The sequence below is a fragment of the Emergencia sp. 1XD21-10 genome (assembly GCF_009936045.1).
GTDB lineage: Bacteria > Bacillota > Clostridia > Peptostreptococcales > Anaerovoracaceae > Senimuribacter > Senimuribacter intestinalis.
The window spans coordinates 179,451-194,566 of the sequence record NZ_QWEQ01000002.1; the positions used below are offsets into that span (position 1 = coordinate 179,451).

The 15,116-nt window shown below is 45.5% G+C and carries 11 protein-coding genes; 3 read left to right on the forward strand and 8 right to left on the reverse strand.

Annotation, left to right across the window (positions count from 1 at the left end; translation table 11 throughout):
• Positions 1-152: 152 nt before the first annotated feature.
• The 3 genes from D1151_RS00970 to D1151_RS00980 all read right to left on the reverse strand — a co-directional run bounded on the left by D1151_RS00970 (position 153) and on the right by D1151_RS00980 (position 6,037).
• Positions 153-1,490, reverse strand: a complete 1,338-nt coding sequence (locus D1151_RS00970; protein WP_161907612.1) for an acetyl-CoA hydrolase/transferase family protein — start codon at positions 1,488-1,490, stop codon at positions 153-155.
• Positions 1,490-5,005, reverse strand: a complete 3,516-nt coding sequence (gene nifJ / locus D1151_RS00975; protein ID WP_202620359.1) for a pyruvate:ferredoxin (flavodoxin) oxidoreductase — start codon at positions 5,003-5,005, stop codon at positions 1,490-1,492. The genes D1151_RS00970 and nifJ overlap by 1 nt, the downstream gene beginning before the upstream one ends.
• Positions 5,006-5,113: 108 nt before the next feature.
• A complete protein-coding gene (locus D1151_RS00980; RefSeq protein WP_161907613.1) occupies positions 5,114-6,037 on the reverse strand; it encodes a LysR family transcriptional regulator in 924 nt (307 codons plus the stop codon).
• Between the two features lie 169 nt (positions 6,038-6,206).
• Between D1151_RS00980 and D1151_RS00985 the strand changes: the two genes are divergently transcribed.
• Positions 6,207-6,416 carry a hypothetical protein gene (locus D1151_RS00985; RefSeq protein WP_160200774.1) on the forward strand — a complete coding sequence of 70 codons (210 nt, stop codon included), beginning with the start codon at positions 6,207-6,209 and terminating at the stop codon, positions 6,414-6,416.
• Positions 6,417-6,467: 51 nt separating this feature from the next.
• Positions 6,468-7,295: a metallophosphoesterase gene (locus D1151_RS00990; protein WP_161907614.1), complete on the forward strand. Its 828-nt coding sequence runs from the start codon at positions 6,468-6,470 to the stop codon at positions 7,293-7,295.
• A 24-nt stretch (positions 7,296-7,319) separates the two neighbouring features.
• Here D1151_RS00990 and rnr read toward each other — a convergent pair whose 3' ends face one another.
• From rnr to D1151_RS16980, 3 genes are all read right to left on the reverse strand, one after another.
• Positions 7,320-9,278, reverse strand: a complete 1,959-nt coding sequence (rnr, locus tag D1151_RS00995) for a ribonuclease R (protein ID WP_161907615.1) — start codon at positions 9,276-9,278, stop codon at positions 7,320-7,322.
• Between the two features lie 107 nt (positions 9,279-9,385).
• Entirely contained in the window at positions 9,386-9,691 is a 306-nt protein-coding gene (locus D1151_RS01000; RefSeq protein WP_160200771.1) for a hypothetical protein, read from the reverse strand.
• Between the two features lie 88 nt (positions 9,692-9,779).
• On the reverse strand, positions 9,780-10,793 hold the full coding sequence (locus D1151_RS16980) for a suppressor of fused domain protein (protein ID WP_306770822.1): 1,014 nt from the start codon (positions 10,791-10,793) through the stop codon (positions 9,780-9,782).
• Positions 10,794-10,999: 206 nt separating this feature from the next.
• Between D1151_RS16980 and D1151_RS01010 the strand changes: the two genes are divergently transcribed.
• Positions 11,000-11,839 (forward strand): MBL fold metallo-hydrolase, encoded by an 840-nt coding sequence (locus D1151_RS01010; RefSeq protein ID WP_161907616.1) that lies wholly within the window; start codon positions 11,000-11,002, stop codon positions 11,837-11,839.
• Between the two features lie 55 nt (positions 11,840-11,894).
• On the opposite strand, the gene D1151_RS01015 is transcribed toward D1151_RS01010, so the two are convergent.
• The gene (locus D1151_RS01015; RefSeq protein ID WP_161907617.1) at positions 11,895-13,844 is read right to left on the reverse strand and encodes a bifunctional 4-hydroxy-3-methylbut-2-enyl diphosphate reductase/30S ribosomal protein S1; all 1,950 of its coding nucleotides are present in this window, start codon (positions 13,842-13,844) and stop codon (positions 11,895-11,897) included.
• Positions 13,822-15,114 carry a replication-associated recombination protein A gene (locus D1151_RS01020; protein WP_160200768.1) on the reverse strand — a complete coding sequence of 431 codons (1,293 nt, stop codon included), beginning with the start codon at positions 15,112-15,114 and terminating at the stop codon, positions 13,822-13,824. Before D1151_RS01020 ends, D1151_RS01015 begins: the two co-directional genes overlap by 23 nt.
• Positions 15,115-15,116: the final 2 nt, after the last annotated feature.

Below are 15,116 nucleotides of genomic sequence, written 5' to 3' on the forward strand. Positions count from 1 at the left end.
GTCAATTCACTTTACTTATTGACACAATAATAGCATATTTTAAACATTTTGTCAATATAATTCCACCTTATTGTCACCTCAATCCAGGAAAATATCTAAAAATAGGGCTGTCCATTTCTGGCACAGCCCACTAGGAGGTAATTTATTTATTTTTACTTATAGCTTCTTCTCCAGATACCCATTTTTTCCGCCTGAGAAATCAGGTCTTGCCGAAAATCCGGATGCGCTACGGAAATCACTTTTTCTGCCCTTTCCCAAAGACTTGCGCCTGCCAGGTTAACCATTCCCTGTTCTGTCACCAGATAGTAAGCGTGACTGCGCGGGTCTGTCACTACATCGCCTGCGCCAAGAGATGGCACAATACGGGATTCCAACAGCCCTGTCTCCTTATTCACATAGGTCGACGCCATACAGAGAAATGCCTTTCCGCCCTTTGACAGGAATGCACCATACTGAAAATCCAACTGACCGCCGGTTCCGCTGATTTGACGAAAACCTGCCGTCTCAGCGCAGGTCTGTCCGAACAAATCCGTCGTAAGGCAGTTATTGATAGAGACCATATTATCCTGCTGTCCTATCACCTGAGGTAAATTGGTATAATCCACCGGATAGCTGGCAAGCCCCGGATTTTCAGCTGCCCACTGATACAGTTCTTTACTTCCCAGACAAAAGCTCCATACACCTTTACCCCGATTCAAATTCTTACATCGGTTAGTCAGTTTTCCGCACTTATAAAGATCCAGATATGCGTCGCACAGCATTTCCGTGTGCATGCCCAAATTCTTTACATCGGACTGCGCAATCAGTTTGCCCACCGCATTTGGCGTTCCGCCGATTCCCAGCTGCAGCACTGCGCCGTCACCGATTTCCTCACAAATATACGCTGCGATAGCGCTGTCCGTTTCTGTAGGCGCTGCTGCTTTCAGAACAGGAAACGGCTCGTGCTCGCCTTCTATAATATAATCCACCTGAGAAATATGGATACATTCCTTTTCGCCGCCGTAAACCCGCGGCAGATGCTCGTTGACTTCAACTACCACCGTCTTTGCCTTTTCCAAAATCGCATAAGCCGCTGAGTTGGTCAGTGAAAAGTTAAAGTACCCGTGTCTGTCCATCTGCGAAACCGTGATACACGCCACATCGACCTTCAGAAAATCTCTGTAATATTTGGGCTGACTGCTGTAGTTCATTGGAATATAACTGCACAGTCCCTGATCCGCATATTTTCGTTCCAGCCCGGAAAGATGCCAGCTGTGATAATAAAAGGTACTGCTGCAAGGATCTGCTTCCAGTGTTGCCAAAGGTTTCAGCAGCATGGCGCCGCGAATCTTTACATTCTGCAGTTCCTCCTTTCGCTCTGCCAGGGCTTCATCAAAGAGATATGGAATCTGAGAAATCATTCCATAGTCTACCCAGTCCCCGCTCTCCACCAAAAGAGCTGCGCTCTGCGCGCTAACTTTCTTTCTGCTGTACTCTGTCTGTAATAGCATTACTTATCCTCCCCGGCAAGTCTGACAAGCTCCTTATAGCGTGCTTTGGCGTCCTTCTCCGCCTGTGCAAAGAGACGCTCTGCGTTTTCAGGAAAAGCTTTATGTAAGGAGGCATAACGATTTTCCCCTTCCAAAAATTCTTGGTAGTTCAAGGAAGGTTCTTTGGAGTCCAGACAGAACTTGCCGGTTTCTTTGTGCGGATTGTATCTGTACAGGAACCAGTAGCCTGCATCTACCGCACGCTTCATTTCTTCCTGGGCTTTGTCCATACCTATTTTCAAGCCGTGATTAATGCACGGCGCATAGGCAATAACAATGGACGGACCGCAAAAGTGTTCCGCTTCGTCGATGGCTTTCATCAGCTGATTCGGATCTGCGCCCATAGCTACACTGGCAACATAGCAGTTGCCCTGAGACATCATCATCCGTCCTAAATCCTTCTTAGCAGATTTTTTGCCTGCACTCTGAAACTGGGCTACAGCGCCAAGAGGCGTCGCTTTGCTGCTCTGTCCGCCGGTATTGGAATAAACTTCCGTATCCACCACAAAGACATTGATATCTTCGCCCTGGGCGATCACATGATCCAGTCCGCCAAATCCTATATCGTAAGCCCAACCGTCGCCGCCGTACATCCAGACAGTTTTTCTCGCCAGCTGATCTTTCGCACCGATAATCTGTTCTTTTAAAACTCTGCTGCGGCCTGTCAGCTCTGCCGCCTCAAGGGCTCCCAGCAGTTCTTTCGCTGCATCCATAGAAGCGTCCACATCGTCAAAGGTATCAAGCCATGTCTGAATCGGCGCATCCAATGTGTTTTCCAGTTCCATGAGTTCGCTAATCCACATGCGCACCTTGTTTCTCTGCTGCTTCATAGACAGCAGCATGCCCAGCGCAAATTCCGCATTGTTTTCAAAGAGTGAATTACTCCATGCAGGACCTCTCCCTTCCGCATTTACCGTATATGGAACCGATGGCATTGCGGCGCCCCACGCCTGGGTACAACCTGTGCCGTTTGCCCAGTACATTCTGTCTCCGTAAAGCTGCGTCAAAAGCTTCGCATAAGGGGTTTCGCCGCAGCCCGCGCAGGCCCCGGAAAACTCGCACAGTGGCTGTTTAAACTGGCTTCCCTTGACGGTATTTTTTGCAAAACAATCCTTCTCCTTTATAGTAAGTCCGTATTCCCACTGCGGTGTTACAGCCATGTCAGCAGGCGCAGAACACATCTTCAAAGCCTCCCCTTTCTTCGGGCAGACGGAAACACAGCTTCCGCAGCCAGTGCAGTCCATATCGCTGATCTGCATGGAAAAATACATAGGCGCTTCGCCCTTTACACCCTTTGCTAAAGCAATCGCAAAGCCTTCCGGCGCAGCCTTTTTTTCATTTTCATCTAAAAGATATGGTCTGATAACACCGTGAGGGCATACGTAAGAGCAGCGGTTGCACTGGATACAGCTTGCGGCGTCCCAGAGAGGAATCTTTGCTGCAATACCGCGCTTTTCGTAAGCGGTCGTTCCCATAGGCATGGTGCCGTCCTCGTAGCCTTCGAAAGTAGATACCGGCAATGTGTCGCCCTTCTGCCCGTTGATTGGCATCAGAATTTCCCTGATAAATGACGGCAGCTTGGTCGCATCAACGGGAGTTTTCTCTGTACCGGCATTATCACTCAACTTTACAGCCTGTACGCACTGCATACCTGCATTGATGGCCTGCAGATTCTTCTGCACCACTGCTTCGCCCTTCTTCGCAAAGGATTTCCTTGCAGCTTCTTTCATCTGGTTCAGCGCCGCTTCCTCCGGCAAAATCTCCGCCAGCTTAAAGAATGCCGCCTGCAAAACCATGCTGATTCTGCTGCCAAGACCCAAACTTTCTGCAATACCGTTTGCGTCTATGATGTACACCCTTGCGCCCTTGTTCAGCAGAGTTTTCTTAACTTCCTTTGGTAGATTTTTATCGGTTTCCTCTACACTCCAACGTGTATTGAGAAGGAAAATGCCCCCCTCTTTCAACTCTGTCACGATGTCATACTTATCTAGAAAAGACTGATTGTGGCAGGCGATGAAATCCGCTGATTTCACCAGATAAGTGGACAGAATCGGCTCGTTTCCAAAGCGAAGATGGCTCTTGGTGATCCCAAAGGATTTTTTCGTATCATATTCAAAATACCCTTGGGCATACATCGGTGTATTTTGTCCGATAATTTTAATGGAATTCTTATTTGCACCTACCGTTCCATCACTGCCCAGCCCCCAGAATTTACACGCTTTCGTGCCTTTGTCTGCAATCTGAAAACTCTCGTCAACCGGAATGGAAAGTCCGGTCACGTCGTCCTCTATGCCCACAGTGAACTCTTTCGCAGGGCAATCTTTCACAAGATGGTCGAAGACCGCTTTTATCTGCGCCGGTGTTGTATCCTTAGAAGAAAGGCCGTAACGTCCGCCGCAAAGATACGGTTTCTGCTCTTCATTGGCAAAAGCACCGCAAACAGTTAAATACAGAGGTTCGCCCATAGCGCCCATTTCCTTGCAGCGGTCCAGCACAGCAATTTTTTTCACCGTCTTTGGCAGCGCCCTCAGAAAATATTCTACGGAAAACGGATTGAACAGATGAACCTGCAAATATCCGACTTTTTCACCGCAAAGATTCAGGGCTTCTACAGTTTCTCTCGCTGCGCCGCTGACGGAGCCCATAGCTATGATGACACGCTCTGCGTCCTTGGCGCCGTAATAGTTAAACAGATGATAGTCCTCTCCTGTGATTTTGTTGATTTCTGCCATATATTCCTCTACAATAGCAGTAACATTGTCATAGGCCTTGTTGTTGGCTTCACGGAACTGAAAGTATACGTCCGGATTTTGCACTGTGCAGCGCAGGGTCGGATGATCAGGGTTGAGGGCTTCTTTCCGGAACTGCGCCAGCGCTTTCCTGTCCAGCAGCCGGTCAAATTCTTCATAGGAAATTGCTCTGATTTTCTGGATTTCGTGGGAAGTTCTGAAGCCGTCAAAGAAGTGCATAAACGGCACTCTGCTTTTAATCGCTGCCAGATGGGCGATTCCCGCGAGATCCATGGTTTCCTGCACACTGCCCGATGACAGCTGGGCAAAACCTGTCTGTCTGCAGTTCATCACATCACTGTGGTCGCCAAAGATAGACATGGCGTGAGTCCCCACAGTACGTGAAGCGACGTGAAGCACGCCCGGCTGTCTGGTGCCGCTGATTCTGTGCAATGCCGGAATCATCAGCATTAACCCTTGGGAAGATGTAAAAGTCGTTGCAAGGGAACCTGCTTCCAGCGCCCCATGTACTGCGCCCGCTGCACCTGCTTCCGACTGCATTTCCACCAGGGTTACCGACTGCCCGAATAAATTCTTTTTTCCAAGGGCTGACCACTGGTCGGTCTTTTCCGCCATCGGTGAAGAGGGTGTAATCGGGTAAATGGCTGCAATTTCCGAAAAAGCGTAAGCCGCATAAGCTGCCGCCTCATTTCCGTCTGCTACCATGATGTACTGTTGTTTATCCATAGAAAAAATCCTCCTTAGAAGTATTGATTTCACACTTTTCTTCTATGGAGGATTTTACCATCATTCGAATTATTCATAAAACGGTAAAAAGTCATATTAAAAATTCTATTATAGAATATTTTGTTTTTCGTCTTCTTCATCGCAAAAGGTCTGCACATAGGCAAAGAGCTCCGCTTCAAAGGCTGCTGCCGCGGCAGTCGGTTTCTCTCCTTCGCTTTCCTTTTTCAAAAAGAACAATTCCCATGTATCGTCGCAATCCTGCAGCTGATAAATCTGCAGGCTGACATTGCGGCCAATAGAAGCTGCCATAGAGGGCGTACAAACAGCCCAGTAATCGGTTCCATCCAGAAACGGCACAATTCCCTGCACCGTGTTCAGTTCCAGTCTGCTTTCACTTTTACCGGAAAACCAGCTTTGCCGCCAGTGCTTCATACTGCGGAAATTACCACCGGTAAAACGGATTTCTTTCGCCGGATCCAGCTCCTCAGGTGAAATAGACATAATCTCACCTTCCTTTGGATTTTCGCAGTAGCGGATAATACAAAGCTTCTGCCTGCTGATACACTGCCGCTGTATTCCCGCCCGCTCCGACTCATAGGCTACAATTCCATAATCCAGCGTGCGGTTTTCAAGCATTTGATAAATCTGATCGGAATTGTAAATACTTGCCACGACGCGAATATCTGCATGGTCTTCCAAAAACTCCTTCAAAAAAGGCGCAATAAATCCGTAATAGGAGCTTTCACTGATTCCCAGCATAATGGTAGAAAGAGAAGAATTTTTCAGACTCTCCGTCTCCTCAAAGAGATTTTTCCACCGCTCAGCCACGGAAATAAACTGCTCCCCCTGTCTGGTCAGCAAAATCTCACGACGCCCCTTGGTTCTTCGAATCAGCGTGCAATTCAGTTCTTCCTCCAAGGCGGCAAGCCGCTTGCTCACAGTGGACTGAGAAAGATACAGCCGCTGGGCAGTCTTTGTGATATTTCTCGTACGTACTAAATCAAGAAATATTTCTATGGTTCTGTAGTTCATAGTCTGTCTTTCCAATCTAAATTTTCATTTCATGCGCTGTGGCTTTTCCAGTTCATTATACACCAGAAAGGCAATTTAGTTCAATCGACAAATCTGATTGTACAGTAATAAAAAACACCTTGCCATGTCATTCTTTCATGATATAATAGATTTAACAGGAGGTGAACATATGCCGCTATTTATATTAGGACTGGTCTTTGCGGTCGGTTTATTTATCTACTATATGGTTTCTACCAGCGGAAGTGGTCAGGACAATACGCCCAGCAAAGATCCCTACGAAAAAACGTCTCAAGCCTCTGACTTAAAAAAAGAAGGTAATGTCATTTTTCTTCCAACCGATATTGAAAAAGCCAAAAAAGAACATCGAAGGAAGCAATAAATATCGAAAAAATAAACCTCTGCCCGCATATACTGCTGCAGAGGTGTTTTTATGTCTAATTACAATCGTATCGAAAAATCTTTTTCAAAAGCGCTGCGTCTTTCTTACAATGTGCTTCCAAAGCTTGTCATCATGAGCGACTGCCACCGCGGCACAGGAACCTGGGCTGATAACTTTCTCAGAAACAGACCCATCTATACTGCTGCGTTAAAACACTACTATCAGGAGAATTTCACCTACATAGAACTTGGCGATGGTGATGAACTGTGGGAAAACCGCCGATTTGCCGACGTCTATAATACCCATCAGGAAATCTATCAGATTCTGCAAAAATTCCACGATGAGAGCCGTCTCTTCATGGTCTTTGGCAATCACGACCGAGTCAAAGAAAACGGCGCTTATCTGTGGCGGGGCCTTTCCGGTGCTATCCCCTTTTATGAATCCATCATCGTGGAAAGCCCCGGTATGCCTCCTCTTTGCATGTTTCACGGATATCAGGGCGATCATATGAACGATGAACTTTGGAAAATCACTCGCTGGCTGGTACGCTACCTGTGGCGTCCTTTAGAGCTTCGCGGTGTTAAAGACCCTACCAGTGCTGCAAAAAACTACACCAAAGTGCGTAAAATCGAAGAGAATTTCATCAACTACAGCTGTAGAAAGAAGTGCATTCTCATTGCAGGTCACACCCACAAACCTGCTCTAATGAAAACCGACTGCGGCATGTATTTTAACTGCGGAAGCTGTGTTCACCCTTCCGCCATCACCGCCATAGAAATTCAGAATCACACTGCAAGTCTGGTCAAATGGTCTGTCTGTGCAAACCCTGATATGGTGCTTTACGTCTGCCGGGAAACATTAAAAGAAGTGCACCTTTAATGCTGTGCACTTCTTACTTGGTTATCAAACTATCAGAAAATCAATCTGTCTTTCTTCCGGGTTTGCCGCCAGCACCTCTATGGTAACCCGGTCTCCCAGGGCATAAATATTGTGACTGAGTCTGCCGATAACCCGATATTTTCCCGGCTCGTAATCGTAATAATCATCACGCAGACTGTCAAGGCGCACCATACCCTCCACTGTATTAGGCAACTGCACATAAATGCCAAAATTAGTCACGCCGCTAATGACTCCTTCAAAGCTTTCTCCGATGTACTGCTGCATATACTGCGCTTTTTTCATCTTTGCAACTTCTCGCTCCAGACTCTGCGCTTTTCGCTCAGTCAGTGACGCAATTTCTGCCGTGACCTGCGAATCAGCCTTATATTTTTTCAGCTTCTGCTCATCTGCCCTGCCGCAAATAGAGTCTTTAATAATTCGGTGAATACAAAGATCTGGATATCTTCGAATCGGTGAAGTAAAATGACAGTAATACGGAAAGGACAATCCAAAATGTCCCTGACAGTCGGTGCTGTAAAATGCCTTTTTCATAGAACGCAGCATGACAGTGCTGACGATATTTTCGTAAGGCATGCCCTCCACTTTCTGTAGAATATCATTGAGAGCCTTCGGATGAATGTTGTCAGGATTTCCCGGCAGATTAATTCCAAAGCCAGCAAGGAAAGCTTTCAGCTCTACGATTTTGTCTGTGTCCGGTTTTTCGTGAACACGATAGACGAAAGGATATTCCATCCAGTAAAAATGCTCCGCTACAGTCTGATTGGCCGCCAGCATAAACTCCTCAATGAGTCTGTTGGCAGTGCGCCTCTCGGAAATCCCGATGGCCACCGGCACTTCCTCTTCATCCAGTTCTATTTCCGCCTCATCAAAATCAAAATCTAAGCTTCCCTTCTCCTTTCTCTTCTTTCTGAGAATTTCTGCAAGGCTTCCCATAGCAAGAAGGTCGTCATAAATATCCTCATATTTTTTAATCAACGCCTCATCTTCATGCTCCAAAATATCCGAAACATCATCATAGACCATTCTCGCCTTGGAACAAATAATGCTTTCAAATATCTCATAGTGCACTACGCTGCCGCTCTCATCAATTTCCATCTGACAGGTCAGGGTCAGTCTATCTTCGCCCTGATTCAGACTGCAGATTCCATTGGAAAGCACCTTAGGCAGCATGGGAACTACTCTGCTTAAAAGGTACACACTGTTGCCCCGTTTTAATGCCTCCCGATCAAGATGACCGTCCGCCGCCACGTAGTGACTGACATCAGCGATATGGACGCCTAAAAGATAATTGCCGCCGTCAGTAATCTCTATAGAAACACCATCGTCCAAATCCTTTGCCGACGCACCGTCTATGGTAATAATCGTTTTATCCCGCAGATCCCGTCTTCTTCTAATTTCCTCTGCAGTAATCTCCTCCCTGGACTTTGCCTTTGCCTCTGCATTGACCCTGCTTGGAAAAGTCTCATAGAGACCGCTTGCTCGAATCAGCGCTTTGATTTCGCCGCCTGTCTCTCCAAAGCGTGAAATAATCTCAGTGATTTTTCCTTCTGCACTGACATTTTTCTCAGGATACTTAGTAATCTTTGCAACTACCTTATCTCCATTCTGTGCACCTCGAAAATCCGATTTCTTTACAAAAACATCATCATTATTTCTCTTATCATCAGAAACCACGAATCCAAATCGCTTATTCTTTTGAAAAGTTCCTACAACTTCTGTATTGCCTCTCTCTAAAATTTTGTCTACAATGCCTTCTCTGCTTCTGGTTCTAAACTGTTCCGGCAGCAAATCAACAGAAACAGTATCGCCGTGCATGGCGCCGTACATATTGCTTCTGCCAACAAAAATATCTCCGCCCTCTTCCTGACGGACAAATCCAAATCCCGATTTTGTTTTTTCCAGTACACCGGTCAGTTTCTCAGTCCCCGGTGTATAAAACTGTTTCTTTCTTCTTTTTCTCATGGTTCTATTGTATATGAAAACTCTTCTCATTACCAGAACAAATTCAAAACGCAGGGAATTTCCCTGCGCTTTGCCCTTCACCTTTTCAGGCGAAATTCCTTTGGTTATTACTCGGCTGTCTTTGCATCGTTGTCACCGCTGCCGTCCCTGCCGTCTGTTCTTGCTTTATCGCCGCCGTCAGGATCTAAAGCGTCTTCAACATCATCTACCGCATCGGATGCGCCATCTTTCATATCATCGCCTAAATCCTCAACGTCATCTTTAACGTCATCGGCACCGTCCTTGACATCCTGTTCCATATTGTTAGTCGGGTTGTCAGAAACGTTGTCATTATTGTCGTCACTTCCGCAGCTGGTAAAGACTAGAACAGTCACCAGTAATAAAGCCATTAGAAAAAATCTGGTCTTTTTCATGTTGAAACTCCTTTCTTTTTTCTAAGGTTATTATCTGATGTTCTTCAAAAAATATGAAAGGTATTATTCGGAAACTATTTCAGTTCAATCAGCTAAGCAGTTTTTCCGGTGAAAACTTCTGTCGTTTCGGATCTACAACTAAAACTCTGCCATCCAGTTGTTTTAAAAGATCGTCAGCGCCGTGCTGCATTTTGAAATCCATTTCTTCCCTGTAAAGTGGAATAATCTGGTAAAAATTAACTTCCTCTCCCTCTGTCAGAGGACAAATGTACTCCTCTTCATCGAAGATAACCGGTGTAATCAGCATACTGCCACAGAGCTGCGTGCTTTCATCAAAGCCTTCTCCATTATCGATGGTATGCCCCCATCCCAGCCAGGCATCTTCCTGTATCGGCAATCTGGCAAGAACTTTGAGCAGTCTGATCGGCCAGTACCACTCTTCCTTCTCACTCTCAAGGTCCCAGTAAGGCGGAAGGCAAATGACAAGTTCCGCTCTCTGCAGCTTATACTCGGAAAGATCCTCCGGCACATTCATGCGATGCGCTCCCATTCCCATGGTCACCAGTGTATAAAAATTACGTTCCTCTGTAGGTGGAATCACACAGATATCCACGTGAATATCCGGTGAAACCAGCTCATGAAACACGCTTTCAAATTCCCCAAAAGTTTCTTCTATGTACGTTTCTATAATTTCCTCTTCTTCACTGCTGTATACTTCCGGATTCAGTTCCTCATCAAAGAGTCCGTTGCGCCTTAAAATCTGCTCCTTGCACTCCGTAATGAAAAAATCTACATCCTCATCAGAAGGATCCAGATGCAGAGATTCTTCAAAGCACATCAGTGCATCTTCGTATCTGCCGCTGAAAAAATATGCATAACCCAGTCTGTAATGCCAGAGCGGATCGTCCTTTCCCATATCGTAAACCATCTGCAAAAGATCGGCAGCCTTATCGTAGTCGCCTTCCTCGCCGCGGTTATTATAGGCTCGCGCCAGATAGCAAATTGTATCGTAATCGTGTTCAGCGCCTTCACTTTCCAGTATCTTTATAATCTCTTCATGGTTGTCTTCCTCATGAAGTCTGTTTAAAAGTTCCTTTTCCATCTGTCAAATCCTCCATACGTTCTTCCGTTGAGAAAGGCGCCTTACGCCCTTTTCAACAGAAGCAAAAAAAGCCGGTTATTTATATTATACTAAATTATAGCCGGATATACAATCTTTTCAACACAGGGAAAATCTTGAAGTTTCATCCGATATAGAAAATATATGTACAATGTGATAAAATAGTTTTAAGAAAAGGAGGCGGCTTCATGGATTCATATTTTTCTGTCAGTCACATTTCGACCGGCATTTATCATATTTACGAAAACAGCAATGTTTGCTGCACCCTTATCACGGGCACCAACGCTGCGCTGCTCATCGACACAGGCTATGGCTTTGAAGATCTGCCCGCCTTTCTGCGTACCATCACCGATCTGCCCCTTATCCTCGTCAACACCCACGGACATCTGGATCACACTGGCGGTAATTTTCGTTTCTCTGAAACCGCATTGATTCATCCTGCCGAGCTTTCTGTCTACGATCTATATCAGCATGACAAAGTCAGCATGCTTGCATTTTTAGAAAAACGCTATTCCGCAGGCAAAATAAAATATCCGTTTCCTAAAAATTTCAATCGCGAATTTTATCTGACCTATAAGCAGGTTCCATTCAGCTGCGCTGCAGATGGACACATTTTTGATCTGGGTAGCCGCATCTTAGAAACCTTTCTGCTGCCTGGACATTCCCTCGGCTCACTTTCCGTCTTCGACCACGAAAGCGGCACGCTGGTGGCAGGCGATACGATAGATAAAAGCCTTTGGATGATGTTTGACCACAGTGCGCCGCCGGAGGAACTTTCTGGTCGTCTGCAGCTTCTGAAAGACAAATTTCCTATCCGCAGAATCCTCGCCTCCCATGCCAAAACGCCTTATCCGCCGGAGATGCTGGACGCAGTGATTTCTGCCATCAGCCACCGCAATCCCGAAAAGGATTCCATCTTCGTTCATCCTCGCCACGGTTACAAAGCGCTGCACCACAAAGAACCAGTAACCGGTATTTCCGGTGTCAACGAAATTCATCTAGTGTATCCTTTTCCAAAAGAAAAATGAGGGGTTCCAAAAGCTTTTAAAGCTTCGGGAATCCCTCACAAATAAACCTGCTCGATTATTCCTCTTCAGAAACAGTTTCTTCAGCATCTAAAGTTTCCTTGATGCTCAGGCTGATTCTCTTTCTTTCTTTATCAATTTCCAGAATCTTTGCGTTAACATCCTGACCGATAGAAAGTTCGTCAGCAATGTTAGTCACTCTCTTGTGCGCAACTTCAGAAATATGTACCAGTCCATCAAGACCCGGCTCTAATTCGATGAATGCACCGTATTCCTTAATCTGTACAACTTTTCCGGAAACAACCTGTCCAATCTGATAGGTCTCGTCAATTACGGACCATGGTTCAGGAACAGTCTGCTTCAAACCTAAGGAAATCTTTCCTTTTTCTTCGTTCATAGCCAGAATCTTTACCTTAACAGTATCGCCAATCTGCAGAACTTCCTGCGGATGTTTCAGCTTGCCCCAGGAAATTTCGGAGATGTGAAGCAGTCCGTCGATTCCGCCCAGATCGATGAATGCACCGTAATCGGTAAATCTCATCACAGTACCTTCTACGATATCATCAACGTGCAATCCTTCCCAGATTGCAGCAATCTTCTGTTGTTTCTCTTCTGTAAGAACTATCTTGCGGGAGAATACAACTCTGCCTCTCTTCTGGTCAACTCTGCTTACTCTTACATCCATAGTCTGTCCAATAAATTCATCTGCGTTTTCTACAAACTTATCGGAAAGCTGGGAAAGCGGAATGAATCCGGTAACTTCCTTGTAAGCAGCGATTACACCGCCGTTAACCTGTCTTACGACTTTTACAGAAATAATTGATTTATTTTCAAGAGCTTCGTTAATCTCATTCCAGTGCTCATTTATCTCAAGCTTTTTCTTTGAAAGTAAGATTCCACCGTCGCCGTCATCAGTTTTGACAACCTTAGCCTGGATTTCATCGCCTTCTTTAAATAAATCTGTCAGCTTCTGTCCTTCCTCTAATGTTACTTCTTCCACAGGAAGAATTCCGTCCTTTTTACATCCCATGTTTACGATAACTTCTTTTTCAGTTACCTGATGTACTTTACCGTCAACGATTTCGCCAGTGCGTGGTAGTCTTAAAGACGCGTCGATTTCATCCATGAAATCTTCCATTGAAATTTTTTCGTTAGTGATCATTTCACTCATGTTAGCAATAACCTCCTTAATTACGCATTCAGGTGTTGATGCGCCTGCTGCAACTCCTATTCTATTACATTTTCGCAATTGTTTCAATGGTAAATCTCGAATATTTTCAATAAAAAAGGAATTTTTGCACTTTTTTTTGGAAATTTCGTATAACTTTCCCGTATTGGAGCTATTTTTGCCTCCAATGATAACCATAGCGTCGACTTTTTCTGCCAAATTTTTACAGGATTCTTGTCGTTCTTTTGTCGCATTACAGATAGTATTGTAAATTTCTGTAAGAATATGTTTCTCTTCAAAGACCGCAACGATATCGTCCAGCAGTTTTTTTTGAATGGTGGTCTGGCAGACAAGAAAAACTTTTTCACATGTCACTGCCTCAGCTTCCTCCCTGCTTCCCACGATAATTCCCTGCCCTGCGCACCAGCCGTTAATTCCGATGACTTCCGGGTGATGTTTATCGCCAACGATGACGATATTTTTTCCCTCCTGCCATGCACCGTGAACCAGCTGATGAATTTTTTCCACAAAAGGGCAAGTGGCATTGACAACAGTCAGTTTTCTCCTTTTGGATTCATCAAAAAATGCCTTGGTCTCGCCATGGGAGCGAACGATGACAATATCGCCCGGTTCCGCTTCTTCTGGGCTTTCTATGATGCCTACACCTCTCGCCTTTAAATCGTCTGTCACAAAACGATTATGAATCAAAGGTCCGCAGGTATAAATCTTTCTTTTTTTCTCTAATTTCTCATTGAGATGAATCTGTTCTTCTGTTTTTTCAATGGCTTGCCGCACGCCGAAACAAAAGCCGGAGTGTTCAGCCCTTATGATTTCTGCCATATTTTTCTTCCAGTCCTTCTAAAAATTTCTTAAAAGAGGCTTCCGATCCGTTCGCTGTCGGTCTGTAGTATTTAACCCCTTCCTCATACAAATTATCCGGCAGGTACTGCTGCTGCACGTATCCTCCAAAATTGTGAGGGTAAAGATAATCCTTCCCAATTTCCTTATCCTTTGCCCCCTGATAATGACTGTCCTGCAAATGAAGGGGTACATCGTCAATATTTCTGCTTCTGATATCTGCTATAGCCTCAAAATACGCCATGCTGGCAGCATTCGATTTCGGTGCTGAGGCAAGCATAATCACTGCTTGCGCCAGATTGATAGCCGCTTCCGGATAGCCCACCATCAGCGCCGCCTGCATGCAGGAAGTGACGATGGATATCGCCGAAGGATACGCCATGCCGATATCTTCACTGGCGATGACAAGCAACCGCCTTCCGATCATCTGAATATCTGCACCACCGTCAACCAATCTTGCAAAATAGTGAATTGCCGCATCCGGATCGCTGCCCCTGATGGACTTTTGCAGCGCTGAAAGCAGATTGTACCGGTCATCCCCTTTACTGTAAAAGCCAATCTTTCTCTGCATGGCTTCCGCCACCATTTCCTTGGTGATTTTCTTGGACAAATCCAGATTGTCCACAATAAAGCCCAACGTATCCAAAGAAACTCTGCCGTCTCCTCCTGCTAAGTCCGCCAGAATATCCAGGGCTTCTTCGTCATACTGGATATGCAGATTTCCAAAGCCTTTTTCCGTATCAGTCAGCGCCCGCAGCAGCATTTTCTTAATTTGCGGCGCCTCAAGACGCTTAAACTCATAGACATTGCGCACCCTGCTGAGTACTGCATTGTTGATAGCAAAATATGGATTCTCCGTAGTGCTGCCAATAAATTTAAGCACACCGTCTTCCAGCGCTTTCAAAAGAGAGTCCTGCTGCAGTTTATTCCACCTGTGAAACTCGTCGATATACACGTAAGTTGTCCGTTTCTCCAGTCCAAAAAAACGCAGTCTTGCACCTTCAATCAGTTCTTTCAGTTCCTTAGTTCCTGTGGTCGACGCATTGATTTCTGTAAAGCTGCTGTCCATTTCATTTGCGATGATTCTAGCCAGTGTAGTCTTACCCGTTCCCGACGGTCCATGGAAAATCGCCGAATCAAAAGTCTTATTTTTTATTGCATTGTAAAGAAGTGAGCCCGGATATAGAAAGTGTTCTTGTCCTACAAAATCCTGCAATTTGTCCGGTCTCATTCGGGTCGATAATGGTATCATAG

Excerpts from the sequence above, each read along its gene's own strand:
- D1151_RS01000 (WP_160200771.1), bottom strand. The coding sequence starts at position 9,691 with ATGAAAAAGACCAGATTTTTTCTAATGGCTTTATTACTGGTGACTGTT.
- D1151_RS01010 (WP_161907616.1), top strand. The coding sequence starts at position 11,000 with ATGGATTCATATTTTTCTGTCAGTCACATTTCGACCGGCATTTATCAT.
- D1151_RS16980 (WP_306770822.1), bottom strand. The coding sequence starts at position 10,793 with ATGGAAAAGGAACTTTTAAACAGACTTCATGAGGAAGACAACCATGAA.
- D1151_RS00990 (WP_161907614.1), top strand. The coding sequence starts at position 6,468 with ATGTCTAATTACAATCGTATCGAAAAATCTTTTTCAAAAGCGCTGCGT.
- D1151_RS00970 (WP_161907612.1), bottom strand. The coding sequence starts at position 1,490 with ATGCTATTACAGACAGAGTACAGCAGAAAGAAAGTTAGCGCGCAGAGC.
- D1151_RS01015 (WP_161907617.1), bottom strand. The coding sequence starts at position 13,844 with ATGGCAGAAATCATAAGGGCTGAACACTCCGGCTTTTGTTTCGGCGTG.
- rnr (WP_161907615.1), bottom strand. The coding sequence starts at position 9,278 with ATGAGAAAAAGAAGAAAGAAACAGTTTTATACACCGGGGACTGAGAAA.
- D1151_RS01020 (WP_160200768.1), bottom strand. The coding sequence starts at position 15,114 with ATGATACCATTATCGACCCGAATGAGACCGGACAAATTGCAGGATTTT.
- nifJ (WP_202620359.1), bottom strand. The coding sequence starts at position 5,005 with ATGGATAAACAACAGTACATCATGGTAGCAGACGGAAATGAGGCGGCA.
- D1151_RS00980 (WP_161907613.1), bottom strand. The coding sequence starts at position 6,037 with ATGAACTACAGAACCATAGAAATATTTCTTGATTTAGTACGTACGAGA.
- D1151_RS00985 (WP_160200774.1), top strand. The coding sequence starts at position 6,207 with ATGCCGCTATTTATATTAGGACTGGTCTTTGCGGTCGGTTTATTTATC.